A 19818-nucleotide genomic window follows, 5' to 3' on the forward strand; every position below is an offset into this window, starting at 1 on the left:
ACTCAACGTACTGTGTTTGTAATGGTGCTGATGAGGTAACTGAACTATTTGTATAAAAGGTATCACAAAGGAAACAACCTGTTGTGATACCAATTTTTCCTCGATTATTGTCGCATTTCACAAAAATCACCTCTTAAATTCAACATTGGTTGGTCATTTAACGTATAATCAACCAATTGGCTGCCTATATTGACTTTATTATTATAAAAAGAATGACTTCTGGGCTGATTAGGTTGATTAAGGGGGGGATATGTTGGATTTCTTAAAAAATTACGATAATTTAACCATTAGCGAAAAAAAAGTTTTAAAATACCTGACTGATAACATTACAGATATCCCTTACTTAAATATTAATGAACTGGTTGCTAAAACCTTTGTTTCTAAAACAGTTATCATTAATTTATCGCAAAAATTAGGGTTCAGTGGGTTTAAAGAACTTAAGTTTCAGATTAATAATTACATTTTAACAAAAAATAAAACTGAAAAAATTATCTCATCATCTTATAAAAAACAACTCGAAAAAAACATTAATAAAAGTTTTACGTTAATTAATGAAGAGCAAATTAGTGATTGCGCTAAAATACTACATAAGTCGAGAAATATTTTTATTGTTGCAAGAGGAACAAGTAAAGCGGTTGGTTATTACCTTGAGCATTTGCTATTTGCGTTAGGTTTACACTGTTTTTTCATTAATGACTACAATTTATCTGATTCGTTCACTCGATTAGTTAGCAAAGATGACACTGTTATTTTTATCTCGCTATCTGGGGGAACCAAAAAAATTATTGAAACAGCAAAAATTGTGCAGTTAAAAGGGGCTAATATCATTAGCATGACAGCCTTTAATACCAATGAATTAACCACTTATACTGATAACACTCTGTTTTGTTTTGCCGATAATTTTGATACCAAAAGAGATGATACAAAATCCAGAATCGGCTTTTTTATTCTCGTTGATTTACTTATCAATGAATTAGAAAACCTACTTTAAATTTCCTTTTTTACTTCCTAAAAAATTTCACCTGTCTTTCATTTTTATTTTTGGCAATTAGTTTTATATTAAAATGACATAGGTCATTAATTATGACCTAAGATAATTTTTAAAACCGTGACATCATTTCTTTTATAACCCCCCCAAGCTAGTATGCCTTTAATTCTAATAATAGAAGTCATAAGGAAACAGTATGGCCAGAAAAAAGTTTGGTGAATCTATTCAACGCTTTGGGAGAACATTACTCCTTCCGATAGGTGTATTAGCCCCTATTGGTATGATATTGGGTATCAGTGGTGCATTAGTGCAGACTTATATGATTGCACGTTTTCCTTTTCTTGGAAATGAAACGGTTAATGCATTACTTGTCAGTATTCGTTCAATCGCAGGTGTTATTTTTGATAATATTCCCCTGTTATTTGCTATGGGGGTGGCCTATGGGATGAGCCATCGAGATAAGGGGATTGCTGTCTTTGCCTCGGTAGTCGGTTACTTATCGCTGATCATCACCATGAATATTTGGCTAGTCCTTACCGGCAAACTTGCAGACCCTGCAATGATGGGTCAAGTAGGGCAAATTAAAGTTCTTGGCATACAAACTTTAAATATCAGTGCCGCCGGAGGGATTATTACTGGTTTGATTGCCGCTTGGGCCACCGATAAGTTTTATAACCTTGAGTTACCGACCGCATTCGCTTTCTTTTCCGGTAAAAAATCCGTTTCTATTATTATGATAGGCTTAATGATTGGAGTGGGAGCGCTATTACCGTTTATTTGGGAAGTATTAGTTCAAGGTTTAATGAAGCTCTCTGCAGTATTTTTAAGTCCAGTGGGGCCATTTTTTACAGCAGGGGGTGAACGTTTATTTATTCCATTTGGTTTACACCATGTATGGAACGTTTTGTTTAGATTCACTGAAGCGGGTGGGACTTATATTATTGATGGCCAAACCTTTGTTGGTGTTGTCCCTGCATTAACTGAAGTACTATTTAACCAAGGCCCGGATAGCGAATATTGGGCGATGATGCCAAGTTTGACTCGCTTTATGGCGCAGCAACAAATGTTGGTTACATTGTTCCTATTCCCTGCAATTGCTCTTGCTATATATAAAACATCGAAGAAAGAAAACCGCGCAGAAGTGAAATCCATGCTTGTCACCATGGTATTAACGGCAATGCTTGGTAACGTCACTGAGCCACTCGAATTTACCTTCGTATTCATTGCGCCATTACTGTATTTAATTTATGCCATTATTGTCGGTATCGGTGCGGTGTTACTTTCATTGGCTGAGGTCGGTATCGGTTATATTCGTGGAACCGTCTTTGATTTTACTATCTTTGGGCTGCTGTACGAACACACTAACTGGATCTTCCTTGTTATTATCGGCAGCTGTTTAGCCGTCGTCACTTACTTTATTTTCTACTGGGCAATTATTAAATTTGATATTAAAACTCCTGGTCGTGAAGAATCTAGTAATCTGAAAAATACCTTAATTAAAGAAAAACGATATGGCGAAATCGCAGAAATTTTAATCCAAGCATTAGGTGGAAAACAAAATATTCGTAATGTAGACAACTGTATTACTCGTATGCGTATTGATGTTGGAGAAGTTAACCAAATTGATAAAGATTTAATGTTGGAATCAGGATGTACCGCATTCTTCTTTCCATCGGCAAACCACGTCCATGTCGTATATGGACCAAAGGTTGAGTTCGTTCGCAATGCTGTTGATGAAGCAATGAAGAAATAAAGAAGGGATACGAAATGAGAGCATTATACGATTCTAAAAGTAAAACTATCGATGACCGTGGAATTAAAGACTTATTGTCTGATGAAGCAAAATATTCTACTTGGTTAATGTTTGAATCCATGTTGGCCCAAGCTCAAGCTGAACTGGGATTTATTCCTCAATCAGCGGCAAATGAAATTAAAGAAAAGGCTGTAATCGAAAATATCGATTTTGAAGAAATGAGCCGTATTTACCAGAAAATAGGTCATGGCTTTGTACCTTTCTTAAAAGTTTTAGTGAATGCTTGCTCTGAGGAAAGTGGTAAATATATCCATTATGGAATTACCACACAAAATATTCAGCAAAGTTCACAGCTGTATATGATGAAAACCGTACACCATAAATTTATGTTGTTACTGGGTGAAATTATCGAAAACTTGGCGGATTTAGCTGAAAGAACCAAACATATGGTGATGCCGGGAAGAACCCATGGACGCCATGCAATCCCGATAACCTACGGCTATAAAGTTTCAGTGTGGATCAGTGACTTTATTGACTGTTATCAGCGGATGCAAGAGTGTGAAAAACGCGTTTTCACTATCATGATGGGTGGTGCAGTCGGTGCATTTAACTCGATGCCTGGTGTTGGTATGGCGGTACAAAAGCGTGTCGCTGAGCTGGTGGGGATGGAAGCCATGGAAGTACCCTCCAGAAATTTGAGCACCCATAAGCTTGAATATATGGCAAATTTAGCGTTAATGGCGAATATTTGCCATAAAATCGGCGAAGAGGTCTATAGCACGACGTTAGAAGAAATTGCAGAAGTTTCTGAAGGGTTTACCAAAGGAACAGTAGGCAGTAGTACTATGCCACATAAAATAAACCCGAAACTGGCAAAGGGAATTATCGCTAACTCGCAGAAATTATATTCCTTACCAAGTGTTGGTATGTATTCCGCGGTAAGGCCTTATGAAGGTGATAGTAGTTCTTATATGTTATTTGATGGGTTAATCGAAGAAGCTTTGGAATTAACCACAGAAATTTTATTAAGAACTGAGGAGCTTTCGAGGACGATTGTGCCACATGAAGAGAGAATGCTTCATAATGTATTGAGAAATAAAGGTCTTGATAATACTGAATATGTCATGATGAAGATGGCGGAAAAATTAGGTAAAGATAAAGCTCATTCCCTTCTGTATGAAGAAGCCATTAAAACGGCAGCGGATGGGGAGGATTTCTACACTAATTTAACCAAAAATAGTGTGATATCAGCAGCGTTCAGTAATGACGAAATTAAAGCCATGCTCGACCCGAGGTCTTATATTGGCTTATCTGTCGAAATTGCTGAAAAAGAAGCAAAACGTGGATTAGCAATTGCCCAAGAAATTAAGCAACAATATCAATAGGTATTTTTAGTATATTATATAAAAATATTTAAAATAAAGGCCTATCTATTATATAAATAGGCCTTTATTTGTTTATTCGCCAGCGAGTGCTCTTGGGAATAATAAATTATTTTCTAGGTTAATATGATTCATTAAGTCATCAATCAATTCATTGATACCATTGTACAATACACGCCAGGTAGTACAGGCTTCTGGTGGTGGTGTGACATTATCGGTAATGCCTTTAATGGCCTCTAAGATATCACCAGCATCATCATGTTCTTGTTCCATCACACTAATTGGCGCTGCTGCATTTCGACCCATCCCATTTTTTATCATAGGGAATAAAACGCGTTCCTCTTTCATCATATGGCTAGTTAATTCTTCCAGTAATGCTTCTAAGTATTTTGATAAACCTTTTGGCACGCTTGGCTTATTTGCATGAACGCGTTCAACTTTTTGTGCTTGTAAAATAAGTTCAGGTAATTGTTCTCTATGCCTATCATGATAGCGAACAATGATAAAATCGATAATTTCACCGAGCGGAGCTTTACGCCAGTCTTTTTCTAACGTTTCTGTGGCTAATTTAGCTAATTGGCTTTCTAATAGGTCTATATCTAAATTTAATTTTTCTGCACTGCGGCTGAGAGTCTGTTTTCCACCACAACAGTAATCCATATTATATTGGCGGAATAAAGAAGAGGCTCTAGGAATAGATAATGCGAGCTGTCCAAGTGTTTTATCTCTAAATTGCATATGAGGTATCCTCTAAAAAATCATAAAATTCTGATGCTACTTTGTTAGTTAATTTATGCAGGTAATGCCCATTGGCGAGCAATATTACGTCCATACTCACGGCAGTCATCTAATGTTTTTGTGTCTGGTTTCCATTTTGCTTTTAAAGATAATGCGGTATCAAAACCAGCATCCATCAAACGTGTTTGAACACGATCAACAGCGCCACCATTCCAGCCAAAACTCCCAAAAGCAGCGGCTTTTTTATTTAAAAAACGTAAGCCAGTAATTTCTTCAAGCATACCTGCTATCTTGGGCATCATGACATTATTCATGGTTGAGGTACCGACCAATGCAGCCTTGGAGCGAAAAACATGAGTAATAATGTCGTTTTTATCACTGCGTGCAACGTTAAATATTTTAACTGCGACATTAGGGTCGGCCTCATTGATGCCTTGAGCGATTGCATCCGCCATTAAACGGGTATTATTTGACATGGTATCGTAGAAAATAGTGATGCGATCTTCTTGGTAATCTGCTGCCCACTTCAAATATAATTCAATGATTTGATTTGGGTTATTACGCCATACTACCCCGTGTGACGTGGCTATCATATCGACAGGTAGGTTAAAGCCTAAAATTTCATTTATTTTTGGTGTTACTAAGCGGCTAAACGGTGTAAGAATATTGGCATAGTAGCGCTGGCATTGCTCAAATAATTCATTTTGGTCGACCTCATCATTAAATAATCGCTCATCACAATAGTGCTGCCCGAAAGCATCATTACTAAAAAGCACTGCATCTTCAGTAAAATAAGTCATCATACTGTCAGGCCAATGTAACATTGGAGTTTCAATGAAAATCAATTGCTTATTGTTACCTATATCGAGCGTATCGCCTGTTTTAACGATCTTAAAATTCCACTCAGGGTGGTGGTGGTGACCATTTATTGAATCAATAGCATTGGCGGTGCAATAGATCGGGGTATTAGGAATAAAGCGCATTAATTCAGTTAGTGCACCAGCATGATCTTCTTCTGCGTGGTTAATCACGATATAGTCAATATCATTTAAATCAATTTGTGAGCGTAAGTTTTCAACAAATTCACGACTAAATTTATGATCGACAGTATCAATAAGGACATTTTTTTCTTCGCGGATTAAATAGCTATTATAACTACTTCCCTTTAATGTTTTATATTCAGTACCATGAAAATCACGTACTTCCCAATCACGTTGACCCACCCAATGAATATTATTTTTTACATGAATCGCCATATTAATTTTATCCTGTATTTTTTAAAGTATAGGAAGATATAATCAATATTCATGCCAACATTTAATACATTGATTTTTAAATAAATTTAAATAAATATTTTTAATTTATAGTCATAATGACTGTATCAATAATCGTCATTATGACTATAATTGTTGTCAAATTGACTATGGGGAGTAGATCATGGGTTTTTCTGTTGAAGCATTAGCAAAGATTGCAATAGAATTACAAGATGGTATGGAACATGCGGATCGGTTTCAGCGTTTAATTACCACATTAAGGCAATCATTAGGGTGCGATGCTTGTGCGTTATTGCGCTATGAACCAGGTCAATTTATTCCCTTAGCAATTGATGGATTAATGGCTGATGTTTTAGGTCGCCGATTCTTTTTGGCGGGACACCCCCGGCTTGAAGCAATTGCAAGAGCTGGCGATGTAGTACGTTTTCCTGCGGATAGCCAGCTTCCTGATCCATACGATGGGTTAATTCCTCATCATCAGCACTTAAAAGTCCATGCTTGTGTCGGTTTACCTTTGTATGCGGGGCAAAATCTTATTGGTGCATTAACATTAGATGGTATGGAACCTGACCAATTCGATGCATTTAATAATGAGTCACTTAGGTTAATTGCTGCATTAGCTGCCGGGGCATTAAATAATGCATTACTTATTGAACAGCTTGAAAACCAAAATATATTGTCGAGTAAACCTATACGATTTAAACCGTCAGGAGAAACCGAAATCATCGGTTTATCTCTTCGTATGCAGCAACTAAAAAAGGAAATCGATATTGTTGCTGCGTCAGAATTAAATGTTCTGGTTAGCGGAGAAACGGGAACAGGAAAAGAATTAGTCGTTAAATCCATTCATGAAAAATCCCTTCGAGCAGATCATCCTCTTATTTATTTAAACTGTGCGGCATTACCTGAGAGCGTGGCAGAAAGTGAGTTATTCGGCCATGTTAAAGGTGCTTTTACGGGAGCAATTAGTCACCGTAGTGGTAAATTTGAAATGGCAGATAATGGCACTTTATTTTTAGATGAAATTGGAGAGTTATCATTAGCATTACAGGCAAAATTACTGCGAGTATTGCAATATGGTGATATTCAACGTGTTGGTGATGATCGCAGTTTACGCGTTAATGTCCGTGTATTAGCGGCAACTAATCGTGATCTACGCGAAGAAGTATTAGAGGGGCGGTTTAGGGCAGATTTATTCCATCGTTTAAGCGTATTTCCTCTATTTGTTCCCCCATTAAAGGAACGTGGTGAAGATATTATTTTATTAGCTGGATATTTTTGTGAGCAATATCGTCAGCGTTTTGGTTTATCTAGTGTGGTGCTGAGTTCTTCATTACAACGGTATTTACTCAACTATTCATGGCCAGGAAATGTACGTGAATTGGAACATGCGATTCATCGTGCCGTTGTCCTTGCTCGAGCCTCAATTGACACTGGTGATATTATCTTACAGCCTCAATATTTTATCTTTGATAACAATGAGTATGAGTTTACGGAAACCTCAAAGAAAGTCATACCATTAACTAAAAACTTACGGGAAGCAACAGATGACTTTCAGCGTAAAGTCATTACACAAGTACTGGAACAAAACCATCATAATTGGTCTGCATGTGCTAGAGAATTATCTTTAGATATTGCTAACTTACATCGACTAGCTAAACGATTAGGCCTGAAATAAAGTATTAAGGGCATCGTAATGTTGTCCTTAGGATCTTAATTTTTTAATCCTTTAATAATTAGCTGTAGCTCGTCAGCAAATCTCACATCGTAGTTATTAGCAAACAACATTTCTTTAGCTTCCCATGTATAGGGATATTTATCTTTAGATAATTGGTTAAACTTAGATTATTTCTTGCCTTATTTTTGGCAATATTCCTTTTTTATATAGAGTTTCACATATTTCTCGAGTTGCTCAAGCTCTTCATTATCACTATCGTTACGCTGTAAATGCCGAAAGAGGGTGGCTATTTTCTTCAAATCAAAATGATTTTGTTGAATACGTTTTTCAAGTGCAATAAGGACTCTCTTCTTTGATGCATGATGTGCAAATTGCTTGTGTACAATAAGTAGGTATAACCAAATACTTTGCCGAGTAATAAAAAAATCGAATATCGGTGAGTCAGGAAGATTTGCTTTTTTTGCTAGCAATAACCCACTAAATAAACGGTGCATAAATTGGGTTGTGGAGGGCTTATTTCCTTGAGTTAAGGTTTTGATTCCCTGTTTAAATTGTTGCTCAGAGAGATACATTAATTGCTGGTAGCGTTTGGTCGGGTTGGTTGGGTAAACCCACGCGAAAGCGGCCATTGCAACTAATGGGCCTGAAACTATCGCAATAGCATTACCTATGCTTTGAGGGAATGAAAACGAAAAAGGGTAAGATGGTTGCAGTAAAATCAACGAAACCATGATGTAATCAAAAGCAATTAAAATTAGGCGGTTATGGGAAAAAATGATAACGCCACTAATAATCACAGGAATAATGAAAAAGGACATCTGCCATGATGAAGAGGCAAAGGGCCATAAGCACCATGTACAGATTAACGCGGCAATAGCACCGAATAATTGCCCTGTAAAAATATTTTTCATGAATCTTGCGGGGTAATCAAGGGAAGCAAATAGCGCCAACATTACGGAAAGGCCGAGAATGAGGTAAGCCAAGACTTGCCACTGTGTCCATAGCCATAACAAGCCAACTACAGCGATTGCCATAAATGAACGGGCAAAGGCATGCCATGCTGAAATTTTATCTTGGTGGAGTTTTAATTTGTCGGTTTTATTTATCTTCTTGATTGATTTACCAAAAGTAGCATAGTAAAGCGGGACTAACAGCATTTTAAGTACCCCATTAGGGCACAGTGACAAAATGTGTTTCCATTGAGTATCAGTTGGCTCTTGCGCAGGAAAATAAAAGGGGGCAATAGATTGGTATTTATCTAAATGTAATAATATTTGGCTTTGTATCATGAGTTTTTGCCGCGCTTTAGCAACTTGTTTGCGGTGGTAATGCCAGCCGATGCGGTTAGTCTCTAGAATTTCCTCATAACTTGTCATCACTTGCCAGAGTTGGTCAATTTCCTGTGACTTAATTGGCTTTTTTTTTTCAAGTGTGTGATGCAAAATTTGATAAAACAATGTATCAACTTGGTTTTTAAGTGTAATAACAGATTCTTGTTCACGTTTTGGTGTAAATAAAAAATTGAAAACCACTGCAGAAAGAACGCCAACAAGGATAGTCCATAGCCGATCCCATGCAACCATAAACAGGCTATCTGTAATGTGGACGCTTAGCATGCTAACCATGACCGCGGAATAACCCGCTAAAAAGGTACCATAAGCCACGAAGCCTTTTTGCAGTTGACCAATACCACTACATGCCCCTAACCACAATGCGAGCCCTATGATAAATAATAGCGGGTCGATAATGTGTAGTTGAATTAAAACAACACCCGCAAGCACGCCACTAACTGTTCCAGCGAAACGCCACCAACTTTTTTCCAGTAAATTTTCACGCCAAGGTTGTGCAGAAGCCCAGACGGTCATCGCTGCCCATTGAGGGTGAACCAACTCTAAATATTGTGCGATAAACAGTGCGACAATTGATGCACAAGCAGTAATGGCAGCAAAACGAAAGCGTGCTAGGTTAAATCCCAAGGAATTCAGTAACGTTATTATTTGTGGCATAGAATATGAGTAAATTTGGCGTGTTAAAAAGGTATTTAGTTGATAAAATCAACTAAGATCAGTGTAATTATTAACTAATTAGTTGATAAAATCAACTAAAGAGGGGCTATGCGTACAGAACAGGCTCGAGTATTTGGGGTGATTAGCCGGGCAGCTCACCATTATATGAAATGGATGGGGGAGCCTTATGGTATCAATGCCATTGAGTGTTTGATGATTTTACATATTGACCAGTATGATGCATCAACATTAGAGCAGATTACAAAAGCCATGGTTGTGGATAAATCCGTGACGACTCGAGGTGTGAGCAAATTTTTAGCTAAGGGGTGGGTTGCCAAAACGAATAGCTTGGTCGATAAACGGGTTTATCATGTTTCGTTAACATCACTCGGCAAAACGATTGTGAATGAGTTAAATTCTAAACTAAATAAGTGGAATGATTATTTAGCGGCGGACTTACCAGAACAAGAGGCAGAACAGTTATTTAGCTCACTAGAAAGTCTAGCGAAACGAGCGATTGAAAGTTCGGTGGCAGATTTTCCACATTTATTAGAAGAACCCAATGAGTGAGGCTTAATAACCAACCTAGCAACGTTAAGGATTTCGAGCTGGTTTGAGTACAGGTAAATATAACTCTCCATTAAGAGGGATAGAATATTTTTAATTGGTCTTGATGAAATGAGTATTACTATTGCTGAATAGCAGCCACAGGAAGTAATACTATTTCAGATAAATTCTCAGGTACTGGGCTGAGCTTATTACTCATCATGATTAATTCACCCTCTTTTTCAACTCTGGCACTCATTCCTAAGGTATAGCGTTTGGATTCAAATTCTTCAGGCAGAGCAACGGTAAATGCGATACTACGTCCTGAATTTTGTGTTTTAAAACTGTAATCCAGATTAGACTTTGCATTGTTTTCATTCTGTTGTATTGAAGTTAATGACAGTGTAATTGTCGCATCTTCAGGAATATCGTAAGAATGTGAATAAATATTACCATTGATATGGTAAGTGGGATTTTGAGTGAAATAATCCATTAAATTATTACTGCAAGCGGATAGCATGAAAGTTATAAACAGTATGAGCAATGAAATAAAGTGTTTTTTTGGACGATTGGGATTAACATTTAACATTATATTTTCTCTTTAGCGAAATCTGATTATAGTGATGAACGAATAAACATCCTCTGGAAAAAACATCGCATATAGGTATAAATACTTTTCTTGGCATCATATTTAGACAGTATTGGCATTTCTGATTTTTCCCCAGTATATAAAATACCAATTCTGGGTAAAGTCATAATTAAGTTTTCATCGAGCTCGATTTTTTTAAAGGATTGGCGCAATTGTCTGACAAGCTTGTAATAACTACTTTCTGTTACAATCGTGCCTCTTTTTTCCCAAATTTCATGCATGACTTCTCTTTTACTATTTGTTTTTATTAATAATAATTTAAGTAGGCATGATTCATTTTCTGAAAGATTAACGATATTTTTATCACGCGAAAGTGTGCGCTTGAGTGGGTCGTATACGACTTGACCAGACAAAAGAATCATTGACTCTTTTTCACTATAGTTAATATTATCCATAAAATTATCTATTGTTGATAAATCGGTCATAATTTATATCTATCCTAACGGTTGATGGAATATATCCCAATATAAAAAACGAGACTCATTTTAATATTAAAAAATCGTTTTTTGATATTAGATTCATGTATTTTGATGGGGTAAATTTAAACTATATTTAGCAGTTGTATATATCAATTTTTATTTGTATTTTTTATATTTCTTGATCTTTGTCAAAAAGATAGGCTTAGAATATTAAAAAAATAAGCTAAACCTATAAATATTAGTCGAGAAACTATAAATACAAGATGAAATTGATCGAAAGGGAAGGTATTAGATGAAGAGTTCACCTTCATCATTATCACCTTCCAAACTAATGCTTGCCATATTATGGCGAAGTTGGTTGCTAAGCGGGACACAGGCCAAACTAATCGCCATATAATGGCTAAGTGAACTATTAAATCTTTTATTTAATGAAACGAATTCAGGATCACTGGATGATTGTAATGTTTGGCTGACACCTGCAATAAAATTCTTTTTTTCATTTCTTCCTAACCTAATCATCGTCTTAAATACATGAGAAAAAAATATTTTTTTATCATCTTTTGATTTAAGTTCATTAATAAATTGGTCAACTTTATTGCTTTCTTGAGGGGATAACTCTATCTTTTCACTGTATTGATGCTTATTTTTGATATCCATATTTTTTTCTTGCCATAATGAAGACATTTTATTTTGAATATTTTCAGAGTGAGCTTGAGACGTGCTGTTCTGAACATTGGTGACTTTCGTGTGTAGAGTCGTCTGCATCGTTATGTTTTCCTTGGATTGAGTTTATTGTTGCTATCAAATTGTGATAGGCCTTTTTATGCATTTTTAATATTTGGCACTGTGTTGGAACAGAAAACACATGAGAAAAAATATTTTTAGACGCAGTAATAGGGGAAAAATAGGTAATTTTATTATCAACTTCTAAGGCAATCGTATTATCAGCAGTGGTTGAAAATTTCATATCAGAACCGCTTCGGGTAATACGAGCTTGCATTTTTGCAGGTAGATGTAATGTGGTATTTGTCATTTTTGCATATTGCTTTTCAAAATAAACTGCAACCATTTCTTGTAGCTCATTATTGCCAAAAATGTCATTCAATATTTTCATCAGCTGTTCTTTACTTTGGCTGGTATTTTCTTGGTATTGAATTTCACTAGTTTCTAATACGTGAATAAAGTCAGTTAATAGTTGTTTAATGCCGTCGTAATAACCTTGCTGATAAGCACTTTGGTAGATAGTTTCTTGCTGTTGTTTCGCTTGTTGGTAATATTCATTCGCCTTTTTTTTAGCTTTTTGAGTGATGGTTTTGTGGTATCTATCGGCGCGTAATGCGTGATATTTGATCAAGACTTTTTCAGACATTGTCTGTTTAACATTCAGGGGTGTTTTCTCTGACATAACGGCATGTCTCTTCAATAGTATTCCAAGGTAGCATCGTTTTTACTGATGATGGTATAAGCTGCTGAGTCTCAAGGTTAAACATATATTTAGCTCGTAGACTGTAAGCAGTACCAAAGGGGGCTAAACACATCAATAATTGTTGTGCTCCAAGGGCAGTTAATGCCTGTGGTGGGGTAGTAGGTTGATTTTCTGACTGCCAAAGTGGGCGACTTAAGCGTGTATGTAATACACGGTATTTGGAAAGTTCAACCCACCAAGGAAGCGGTTCGGCGTGTAATAGAACCCCTAAACCTAACGCTACCTCTGGAAATAAAGCCCAATGTTCAGATAAGACTCTAGGTAATAAAGGGGTTTTCTCGTTTGGTAAAGGCAATGAGTATTGCTGAATTAATTGCTGGTTGTGTTTACTTTGCAACATAGGGGGAAAGTCGTGGTATCCGACTCCATTAAATTCACTGTGAAAATAGCTACCTGGCGCGAGAAAAATATTTCCTTGTGCAATGAGTAGATTATTCAGCGTAGCCATCAACAGGTTTCTCCGCCAAATGAGTGACTGACTTTGTGTTACTTAGCTGTCGCCATAGTAATAGTAAAATAGCCAAAAAGATGGTCATCGCAGCGATAATTGAGCCGATTATGACTGGGCTAAATGTATGTTCAGGTTCAGGCTTAACTTGATATTGCAACGGCGGGCGATTGACGACCACGACTGAGACATTATCGTAATTTGCCTCAGCAAAGCTGTTCGTTAGAAACAGTTTAATTCTATGCATCATCATTTGGGGGTCTTCATTCCCAGAATAGGTCACCAAGCTGGAAACATTTTGTATTTGCTTAGTCGGATTATTGCCATTTAATGGATAACTGACATGCACGCGTGCGTTAATAATATCAGGGATGGTGAGTAATGATTGTTCAAGGCGCTGTTCAATTAAAGAAAGCAAGCGGGTACGTTCTGCCTGTGGTGAGGCCACTAAAGAGTCACCAGGAAATGCTTGGATAATTTCCACGGGTTCTTTTGAAGGTAGGTTATATTGGCGTAGTAAATCCACGGCAATAACGAAATCATTCGGTTGAACACGAATGGAGTCGCCATTTTTATTCTCTTGTTTACGCGTAGCCTCAACACCATGCTCTTGTAGTATCGCTAATACCTCATTGCTTTGCCTTTGGCTTAGATGGCTGAGTAATAATTGGTTATCACACCCCATTAATAAGCCAATAAAACCAATTAAGATAAATTTCTTTAAAATATTCATGGCTTATTGTGCTTTTAAAACGGTATCAATCGCAGAAACACTTTTATGTGTTAATGTGCTAATCATATTCATCGCAAGGCTGTATTTACCGACACGATTTTGAAATTGTAATAATTGGGTTGGGTTACTTGGATCAATGCTATTGACACTATTCATTAATGCGGTTTTTTCTTGGCTCGTAGATGCACTATATTCCACAAAAAGCGCTTTGACTTTATCTGCAATGGGCATAGATGACGGTATATCCGAGGCCATTTCTGTCGGATTTATTATCGATAAATTTGAAGTGATAGGTGACATGATTTATTTCCTAAGTAAAGATAGAGCACCATTTGAAATGATGCTCTATTGAGTATTAAACGTTACGGATAATAGCTTGGTCAGTATCTTTAATTGCTTTCATAAAGTTACTTTGTAATTGACGTGCCATATTATAGTTACCACTCATGGCGGTGATTTCTGCCAGCACCAGTGGGTTATCGACTTCTAGGTTTTTCTTCGTAAGAATTTTATCTAACTCATCGCCGAATTGTTTTGCTTTATTACTAATACTTGCGGAGGTACGATAAATCATGCCTAAGTTATTATCAGTACCTTGTTTTTCAAGCGTGGATTCTCCCCAGTTAATCGCTGCTGTACCACCATTGGAAGTAGGGGCGCCTGTACTATTAGCCATATATAATTCCTCTATATTTTAAATTTATGTTGATTAAAAGCTTATTGAATTAAAGAACCAATGGTTATTACCTAATAGGACATAACCGTTAGCATTGGTGACAAATGATTTTCCTACGAGCCCATTCTGGGCAAGAGAGATAGAGAATTGAATATGGTTATCTCCCCATTTTTTATAAAATGAATTCGTAAAGTTAATCAGAGAAACAGTTTGGTTGTCATTCATACTGCCTTTTATTATAAAGATAACTTTATTATCTTTAGTGATTTTACGCCATTGAACATTACTTTCTGTTAATCCTAATTCAGCTTTTTGTAATAATTCACCAAAGCTGATTTGTTTTATCTCATTTTTCACGTGACAGCTAAAGTAATTAGATAATAACTTGTTGATATTTTCTTCTTTAGCAATTAAGTTGTTATTGATAGTTGTTATTACTGGATAGCATGGGTTGCTAAGATCGATTTTTAATATTTCCGGGGAAATATCACTAAGTTTATTTTCAATCTCATTCTCAAGCTTCGAAATTATTTTAATCAAAAAACTGTCATTGTACTTCGCTTTAACCAGTTGTTGCATACTCCAATCAAAGTCTCTTTGTGTTTGCACTAAAATTAAGCTTTTATTATTTTCACTTTGAGTAACGATAATAGGATAGTGACTACCTTGAAGTATGTTTTCTAATGTTTTTACTTTTTTTTCAGCACTTTGAACAGGAATATATTGGAATGCAGCATAAACAATAAATAGTGAAAATAAAGTAAATAACAAGACTAATATAGTTTGTTTATTAAAAAGGCTTGGTTTTTGTTTGACCGATCTTTTTACTTTAGTTTTGGCGATAGGTAATGGATTTTCAGCCTCTGAGCTCTGTGAGGTTTTAGGTGCCTGCGGGCTCAGCCACTCGGTATCCTGCATTTTGATCACAATAGGAAATATATCCGCTAAAAGCAGTTGCTGAAGGGCGATAGGTATTTCTGTGCTTAATCCATTATCATTTAACTGGATAGCGAGCCCACTTTCAGAGTGTTGGCTTGCAGTAATAATTGAAAATTCGCAGGCAGTGCCATCACTTGGGATTGAATAGGTTGTAAAGCCGTCATCATTGATGTCAGTTCTATAATCTAAACCTTTACCAATGATAATAAGATTGCTGTCGGTATTAACCATTAATTCTTGGCCAGTCATTGGCCCGCTAGCAATTTTTATTATACATGCGCCGCTATTTGTATCACTCATAAAGATAATCTCATGAAATTAAATTCATACTGTTTTAGATTGATTGGTTCTTGTTATTGGCGGTAAGTAAACCAAGGAACCTATTTTTTGTCAGTTGAATTGATCTTATTCATTCACACCTTTCGTTTGTAATAGAAAGTATGAATGATTCCTGAGTATTCCCTTGAGGCTTTTTCTCTTATCGCTCACTCTGCGTACACAAAATTACGTGGATAAGGCCTATATATAATGTCAAATAAAGATATTGCAACATTATTAGAAAGTAAAGGCTGTGGTTTTTCATTACAAGACAAGTTGGTCTTGGCTATACCGAAAAAAGTCACAACGCCTTTTATTTATAAATCTATATATTCAAATTTAAATATTTCGATAGAACGACAGGCTATATTTATTTGCCAAGAAAATGAATGGAACGCACTAGATAAGTCAAGTTGGCAGTTATATTCAATGGATTTATCAGAATTAGTCGAAATTTTAGCGGTGATTGACACCGCAACGGGACAAGCATTCCTTGCAAAAAAAGAAAATCTGCAACCTGATGAAAATAGCAATAATGAATATATCGAATTAATTGAAGATTTTTCATTAACTGCATCAATCAAAAATGTAGTAATTGATTTAATTATTAGAAATCACCCTATATTTGATAGTTGGTGCGAGATACTCAGGCGGTACGAAGCCTATGGCATGATGCGATTTATTCTCTCCTCAGCTCAAGAGAATAAAAACGCTAATATTAACCAGTTATGTGCACGTTATGGTATATCAGCTTCTTATTTTAGACAGCTTTATCGTGAAAACTTTAATAAAACGGCAAAGCGGAAAATTATGAGTGTCAGGATGGCTAATGCAATTTTACAGCTAATTGAAAGTAACAACTCAATATTAGATATTGGGCTGGAAGCCGGTTATTGTTCTGCATCACATTTTACTAATGATATTAAAAAAGAATTAGGCTTGACACCATCAGAAATCAGGCATATTGGAGCAACAATATATGAGCAGTAAAAAAAATAGAATGTTAGGGTTAACACTATTTTTACTGAGTATGAGTATTTATTCGGCACAAGCCGAAATTATTGTGGCTGAGCCTGTTACGCAGTCAAAAAATCACGATACATTTGTCGCAAATAATATTGCGGTAGGTAAGGTGTTTGATGCGGTTGCAGAGCGATTAAATAAGCCGATTATTCTGAGTAAATTAGCGGCGCAAAAAAAAGTTACAGGTAACTTTAATTTAGCAAATGCAGATGAAATGTTTAAAGCATTAACTCGGCGAATTGCATTAGTGTGGTATGACGATGGTGCGAGTATTTATGTTTATGATAACAGTGAAATGCGTAGCGCAATTATTCCAACGAATAACGTTAGTAGTAACCAAGTACTCAATTATATTCAACGTAATGGTATTTATGACTCGCGCTTTCCCGTACGTTCACAAGAAGGGGAACGGCTATTATTTGTTTCAGGCCCGCCGCTGTATATTGAATTAATTAAAGCCGCTTCCTTATACCTTGCAGAACAGATTAGAAAAGAGGAGTTATCTAGCGGTGAGGTGGCGATTATTCCACTAAAGCACGCATCGGTAACGGATAGAAGTTATTCATTACGTGGGCAAAATATCACTATTCCTGGTTTGTTGAATGTTATTAATAGCTTATTTAAAAATGGCGCGACAATCGATGAAACGTTAATTATCCAGCCTCAATCTGTAGCGGTTAATCCAACTGGTGACTCAATAGATGAATTAATGGATGCGCCAATTGGCGATTCGTTATCTTCAACACATAAATCCCAGCCGGTAGCAAGAAAAGCGACAAACAGCTCTTTTTCTTTGGTGGCGCATCCTGACAGTAATAGTTTGATTGTTAAAGGTAGCCAAGAGCAAATTCGTTATGTTCGTCAGTTGGTTAACACATTGGATATGCGTCGTCGTCAAGTGGAATTATCACTTTGGATAATCGATATTACGCGTTCTGAATTAGATAATTTAGGGGTTAACTGGGAGGTTGGCACTTTTAGTACTGGAACGGGGTCGGTTTCGTTTAATCGCAGCACATTGTCAAATAGTCAGCAATTTTTACTGCAAATTGACGCGTTAAATAAAAGTGGCAATGGGCATATCGTTTCTCGCCCTGTATTGCTAACTCAAGAAAATATTCCGGCGTTATTTGATAATAACACGAGTTTTTACGCCAAATTACAAGGCGAACGTATTGCAACTCTTGAGCAAGTGACTTACGGAACCATGGTGAGCGTAATGCCGCGTATTTCAGCGGGTAATAATGTTGAAATGGAAGTCAATATTGAAGATGGTGCAGAAAGCCGCGATAGCACAGGTAAAACATCCAGCGTAGAAGGGTTACCTGCCGTTAACCGAACCAGTATTAACACCGTTGCGCGTATTGCTAAAGACAGCAGTTTGCTTATTGGTGGGTATACCCGTGAACAATACGTTGAAAATGAAAGTAAAATTCCTTTTTTGGGTGACCTTCCGTATGTAGGAGGGCTATTTAGTCACTCATCAACTAATCAGCAAAAAATGGTGCGTTTATTTTTAATCCAACCGCGTTTATTGGATGAAAATGAAGGGTGGGATGGGCGACAATTTTCCGAAAAGACGCGGATCACCAACCATGATAGTCAGTTGCACGGTACGGTTCAATTTCTTCAACAATACATGAGTGAGTCATGGCAATAACCCCTCTGAATTTTAATAACCGTTTTTCAGTTAATACGCAAAATAAAAGCCGTGCGCCTGTAAGTAGCAGTAGTGATGACTCCGATGAAGTTGCTCGTGGTGCAGGTATCATAGATAGTTCCAGTGAATATGCATCAATGTCGATGTTGGCGGCAAGTCATGTACGCCGAGGAAGTTCTAAAAAGGGCAGTGAAGAAGAATGGATGCAGTTTGCTGAACGCATTTTGGATAAAGATGCAGATGACACAGTATTGCATATCGAAGGTCTGCTTAATAAGCAACTGATGACACCAAAACAATTACGGGCATTTTTATTGCAGTTTTTCACTGACCCTAGTGACTTATTAATGGTGCTTGCTGCATTAATTAATCGTAAAAAATTAAAAAAAGAGCAAATTGAAAGTCTTGAGGCTTTAGAACAACTTTTGCAAGCAGAGGATACCAAGCGTCATACTCAAGCAGGAATTAATGTTGCACTCATTGCGAAGGCATTCGCTAAGAAATTACAGTTAAGTGCTGGAAACTTACGTGGATTGTATCGCGAATTTATTAGTTATGATGGGCCGGTTGTTTATTTATATGAGCAATGGGTTGAAGATATGGAAATCCAAGAGCGTGAAAACATCATGCGCTACCTTGGGCGTGCACTTGCTTGTGATTTGCAAGCATTACCTCTGGGAGATCTAAATATTAGTGAGTTTGGTGGTTTTTTTAACCGTGTTGGACGGTTACGAGAATTACAATCATTAGACTATGTATTTTGCCAGCAATTCTTCCAATCTGGTTTTTTTCGACACAATGATAAATCAAATAAAGTAAAGCTCGAAAAAGAACTGAGTCAGTTATTTACCCGTGGCATTCGTAGCCAAATTGGTTTTGAAACAGTTGTTATAGATTTTATTACTGAAAAAATGAAAGTGATGACGTCTGATATGCGCGGCAGATTTTTACAACTGTTATTACTGGCTTTTGCAATTATTCCGACCACTGTATATCAGTCAGAGGACGCGCGAGAGCAAATTATTGAACAATTAAAAATACTCATAGATCAAATTTTGGTGCAAGAGCAAATTTTACACCGACAGCCGTAGTCTGATAGGAA

Annotated in this window: 19 protein-coding genes and 1 pseudogene; 8 read left to right on the plus strand and 12 right to left on the minus strand. The window is 36.7% G+C overall.

Going from position 1 to position 19818, the window contains the following annotated elements:
• The first annotated feature begins 250 nt into the window (after positions 1-250).
• From PSF28_RS12080 to PSF28_RS12090, 3 genes are all read left to right on the plus strand, one after another.
• Complete coding sequence (locus tag PSF28_RS12080) at positions 251-991, plus strand: MurR/RpiR family transcriptional regulator (protein ID WP_272666203.1); 741 nt, start codon at positions 251-253, stop codon at positions 989-991.
• Positions 992-1184: 193 nt separating this feature from the next.
• A complete protein-coding gene (locus PSF28_RS12085) occupies positions 1185-2741 on the plus strand; it encodes a PTS transporter subunit EIIC (protein WP_004266208.1) in 1557 nt (518 codons plus the stop codon).
• A 14-nt stretch (positions 2742-2755) separates the two neighbouring features.
• Positions 2756-4126 (plus strand): class-II fumarase/aspartase family protein, encoded by a 1371-nt coding sequence (locus PSF28_RS12090; RefSeq protein ID WP_210840323.1) that lies wholly within the window; start codon positions 2756-2758, stop codon positions 4124-4126.
• A 72-nt stretch (positions 4127-4198) separates the two neighbouring features.
• On the opposite strand, the gene ytfE is transcribed toward PSF28_RS12090, so the two are convergent.
• Positions 4199-4861 (minus strand): iron-sulfur cluster repair protein YtfE, encoded by a 663-nt coding sequence (gene ytfE / locus PSF28_RS12095; protein ID WP_210840322.1) that lies wholly within the window; start codon positions 4859-4861, stop codon positions 4199-4201.
• 62 nt (positions 4862-4923) lie between these two features.
• Positions 4924-6117, minus strand: a pseudogene (gene norV, locus PSF28_RS12100) (anaerobic nitric oxide reductase flavorubredoxin); the annotation flags it as partial.
• A gap of 181 nt (positions 6118-6298) precedes the next feature.
• Between norV and norR the strand changes: the two are divergent.
• Entirely contained in the window at positions 6299-7813 is a 1515-nt protein-coding gene (gene norR / locus PSF28_RS12105) for a nitric oxide reductase transcriptional regulator NorR (protein ID WP_210840347.1), read from the plus strand.
• A gap of 179 nt (positions 7814-7992) precedes the next feature.
• Here the strand turns inward: norR and PSF28_RS12110 are convergent, their stop codons facing one another.
• The gene (locus PSF28_RS12110; protein ID WP_272685105.1) at positions 7993-9819 is read right to left on the minus strand and encodes an FUSC family protein; all 1827 of its coding nucleotides are present in this window, start codon (positions 9817-9819) and stop codon (positions 7993-7995) included.
• 108 nt (positions 9820-9927) lie between these two features.
• Between PSF28_RS12110 and PSF28_RS12115 the strand changes: the two genes are divergently transcribed.
• Positions 9928-10389: a MarR family winged helix-turn-helix transcriptional regulator gene (locus PSF28_RS12115; protein WP_210840345.1), complete on the plus strand. Its 462-nt coding sequence runs from the start codon at positions 9928-9930 to the stop codon at positions 10387-10389.
• A gap of 118 nt (positions 10390-10507) precedes the next feature.
• Here PSF28_RS12115 and PSF28_RS12120 read toward each other — a convergent pair whose 3' ends face one another.
• The 9 genes from PSF28_RS12120 to PSF28_RS12160 all read right to left on the minus strand — a co-directional run bounded on the left by PSF28_RS12120 (position 10508) and on the right by PSF28_RS12160 (position 16015).
• The gene (locus PSF28_RS12120) at positions 10508-10954 is read right to left on the minus strand and encodes a YbaY family lipoprotein (protein ID WP_210840344.1); all 447 of its coding nucleotides are present in this window, start codon (positions 10952-10954) and stop codon (positions 10508-10510) included.
• Between the two features lie 26 nt (positions 10955-10980).
• On the minus strand, positions 10981-11409 hold the full coding sequence (locus tag PSF28_RS12125) for a winged helix-turn-helix domain-containing protein (RefSeq protein WP_272685146.1): 429 nt from the start codon (positions 11407-11409) through the stop codon (positions 10981-10983).
• 312 nt (positions 11410-11721) lie between these two features.
• Positions 11722-12090 carry a hypothetical protein gene (locus PSF28_RS12130; RefSeq protein WP_210840113.1) on the minus strand — a complete coding sequence of 123 codons (369 nt, stop codon included), beginning with the start codon at positions 12088-12090 and terminating at the stop codon, positions 11722-11724.
• A 43-nt stretch (positions 12091-12133) separates the two neighbouring features.
• On the minus strand, positions 12134-12838 hold the full coding sequence (locus PSF28_RS12135) for a hypothetical protein (RefSeq protein WP_272685106.1): 705 nt from the start codon (positions 12836-12838) through the stop codon (positions 12134-12136).
• Positions 12810-13367 (minus strand): hypothetical protein, encoded by a 558-nt coding sequence (locus tag PSF28_RS12140; RefSeq protein WP_272685107.1) that lies wholly within the window; start codon positions 13365-13367, stop codon positions 12810-12812. The genes PSF28_RS12135 and PSF28_RS12140 overlap by 29 nt, the downstream gene beginning before the upstream one ends.
• Complete coding sequence (gene sctJ, locus PSF28_RS12145; RefSeq protein WP_272685108.1) at positions 13351-14100, minus strand: type III secretion system inner membrane ring lipoprotein SctJ; 750 nt, start codon at positions 14098-14100, stop codon at positions 13351-13353. The genes PSF28_RS12140 and sctJ overlap by 17 nt, the downstream gene beginning before the upstream one ends.
• 3 nt (positions 14101-14103) lie before the next feature.
• Entirely contained in the window at positions 14104-14400 is a 297-nt protein-coding gene (gene sctI / locus PSF28_RS12150; RefSeq protein WP_210840109.1) for a type III secretion system inner rod subunit SctI, read from the minus strand.
• Between the two features lie 55 nt (positions 14401-14455).
• A complete protein-coding gene (locus PSF28_RS12155; protein ID WP_210840108.1) occupies positions 14456-14776 on the minus strand; it encodes an EscF/YscF/HrpA family type III secretion system needle major subunit in 321 nt (106 codons plus the stop codon).
• Positions 14777-14809: 33 nt separating this feature from the next.
• On the minus strand, positions 14810-16015 hold the full coding sequence (locus PSF28_RS12160; protein ID WP_210840107.1) for a PrgH/EprH family type III secretion apparatus protein: 1206 nt from the start codon (positions 16013-16015) through the stop codon (positions 14810-14812).
• Positions 16016-16243: 228 nt separating this feature from the next.
• Here PSF28_RS12160 and PSF28_RS12165 point away from each other — a divergent pair, with 228 nt between their 5' ends.
• The 3 genes from PSF28_RS12165 to sctW are packed head-to-tail and all read left to right on the plus strand — an operon-like array spanning position 16244 to position 19807.
• Positions 16244-17023, plus strand: coding sequence for a helix-turn-helix domain-containing protein (locus PSF28_RS12165; protein WP_210840106.1), 780 nt, complete (start codon positions 16244-16246; stop codon positions 17021-17023).
• Positions 17013-18716, plus strand: coding sequence for a type III secretion system outer membrane ring subunit SctC (gene sctC, locus PSF28_RS12170; protein WP_272685109.1), 1704 nt, complete (start codon positions 17013-17015; stop codon positions 18714-18716). Before PSF28_RS12165 ends, sctC begins: the two co-directional genes overlap by 11 nt.
• Entirely contained in the window at positions 18707-19807 is a 1101-nt protein-coding gene (sctW, locus tag PSF28_RS12175; protein ID WP_272685110.1) for a type III secretion system gatekeeper subunit SctW, read from the plus strand. Before sctC ends, sctW begins: the two co-directional genes overlap by 10 nt.
• The last annotated feature ends 11 nt before the right edge of the window (positions 19808-19818 follow it).

This window comes from Providencia sp. PROV130 (genome assembly GCF_028482225.1).
Taxonomy (GTDB): Bacteria; Pseudomonadota; Gammaproteobacteria; order Enterobacterales; family Enterobacteriaceae; genus Providencia; species Providencia rettgeri.

Bases quoted from the DNA above. Each gene is read 5' to 3' on its own strand.
- PSF28_RS12080 (WP_272666203.1), top strand. From the start codon at position 251: ATGTTGGATTTCTTAAAAAATTACGATAATTTAACCATTAGCGAAAAA.
- PSF28_RS12085 (WP_004266208.1), top strand. From the start codon at position 1,185: ATGGCCAGAAAAAAGTTTGGTGAATCTATTCAACGCTTTGGGAGAACA.
- PSF28_RS12090 (WP_210840323.1), top strand. From the start codon at position 2,756: ATGAGAGCATTATACGATTCTAAAAGTAAAACTATCGATGACCGTGGA.
- ytfE (WP_210840322.1), bottom strand. From the start codon at position 4,861: ATGCAATTTAGAGATAAAACACTTGGACAGCTCGCATTATCTATTCCT.
- norR (WP_210840347.1), top strand. From the start codon at position 6,299: ATGGGTTTTTCTGTTGAAGCATTAGCAAAGATTGCAATAGAATTACAA.
- PSF28_RS12110 (WP_272685105.1), bottom strand. From the start codon at position 9,819: ATGCCACAAATAATAACGTTACTGAATTCCTTGGGATTTAACCTAGCA.
- PSF28_RS12115 (WP_210840345.1), top strand. From the start codon at position 9,928: ATGCGTACAGAACAGGCTCGAGTATTTGGGGTGATTAGCCGGGCAGCT.
- PSF28_RS12120 (WP_210840344.1), bottom strand. From the start codon at position 10,954: ATGTTAAATGTTAATCCCAATCGTCCAAAAAAACACTTTATTTCATTG.
- PSF28_RS12125 (WP_272685146.1), bottom strand. From the start codon at position 11,409: ATGGATAATATTAACTATAGTGAAAAAGAGTCAATGATTCTTTTGTCT.
- PSF28_RS12130 (WP_210840113.1), bottom strand. From the start codon at position 12,090: ATGGATATCAAAAATAAGCATCAATACAGTGAAAAGATAGAGTTATCC.
- PSF28_RS12135 (WP_272685106.1), bottom strand. From the start codon at position 12,838: ATGTCAGAGAAAACACCCCTGAATGTTAAACAGACAATGTCTGAAAAA.
- PSF28_RS12140 (WP_272685107.1), bottom strand. From the start codon at position 13,367: ATGGCTACGCTGAATAATCTACTCATTGCACAAGGAAATATTTTTCTC.
- sctJ (WP_272685108.1), bottom strand. From the start codon at position 14,100: ATGAATATTTTAAAGAAATTTATCTTAATTGGTTTTATTGGCTTATTA.
- sctI (WP_210840109.1), bottom strand. From the start codon at position 14,400: ATGTCACCTATCACTTCAAATTTATCGATAATAAATCCGACAGAAATG.
- PSF28_RS12155 (WP_210840108.1), bottom strand. From the start codon at position 14,776: ATGGCTAATAGTACAGGCGCCCCTACTTCCAATGGTGGTACAGCAGCG.
- PSF28_RS12160 (WP_210840107.1), bottom strand. From the start codon at position 16,015: ATGAGTGATACAAATAGCGGCGCATGTATAATAAAAATTGCTAGCGGG.
- PSF28_RS12165 (WP_210840106.1), top strand. From the start codon at position 16,244: ATGTCAAATAAAGATATTGCAACATTATTAGAAAGTAAAGGCTGTGGT.
- sctC (WP_272685109.1), top strand. From the start codon at position 17,013: ATGAGCAGTAAAAAAAATAGAATGTTAGGGTTAACACTATTTTTACTG.
- sctW (WP_272685110.1), top strand. From the start codon at position 18,707: ATGGCAATAACCCCTCTGAATTTTAATAACCGTTTTTCAGTTAATACG.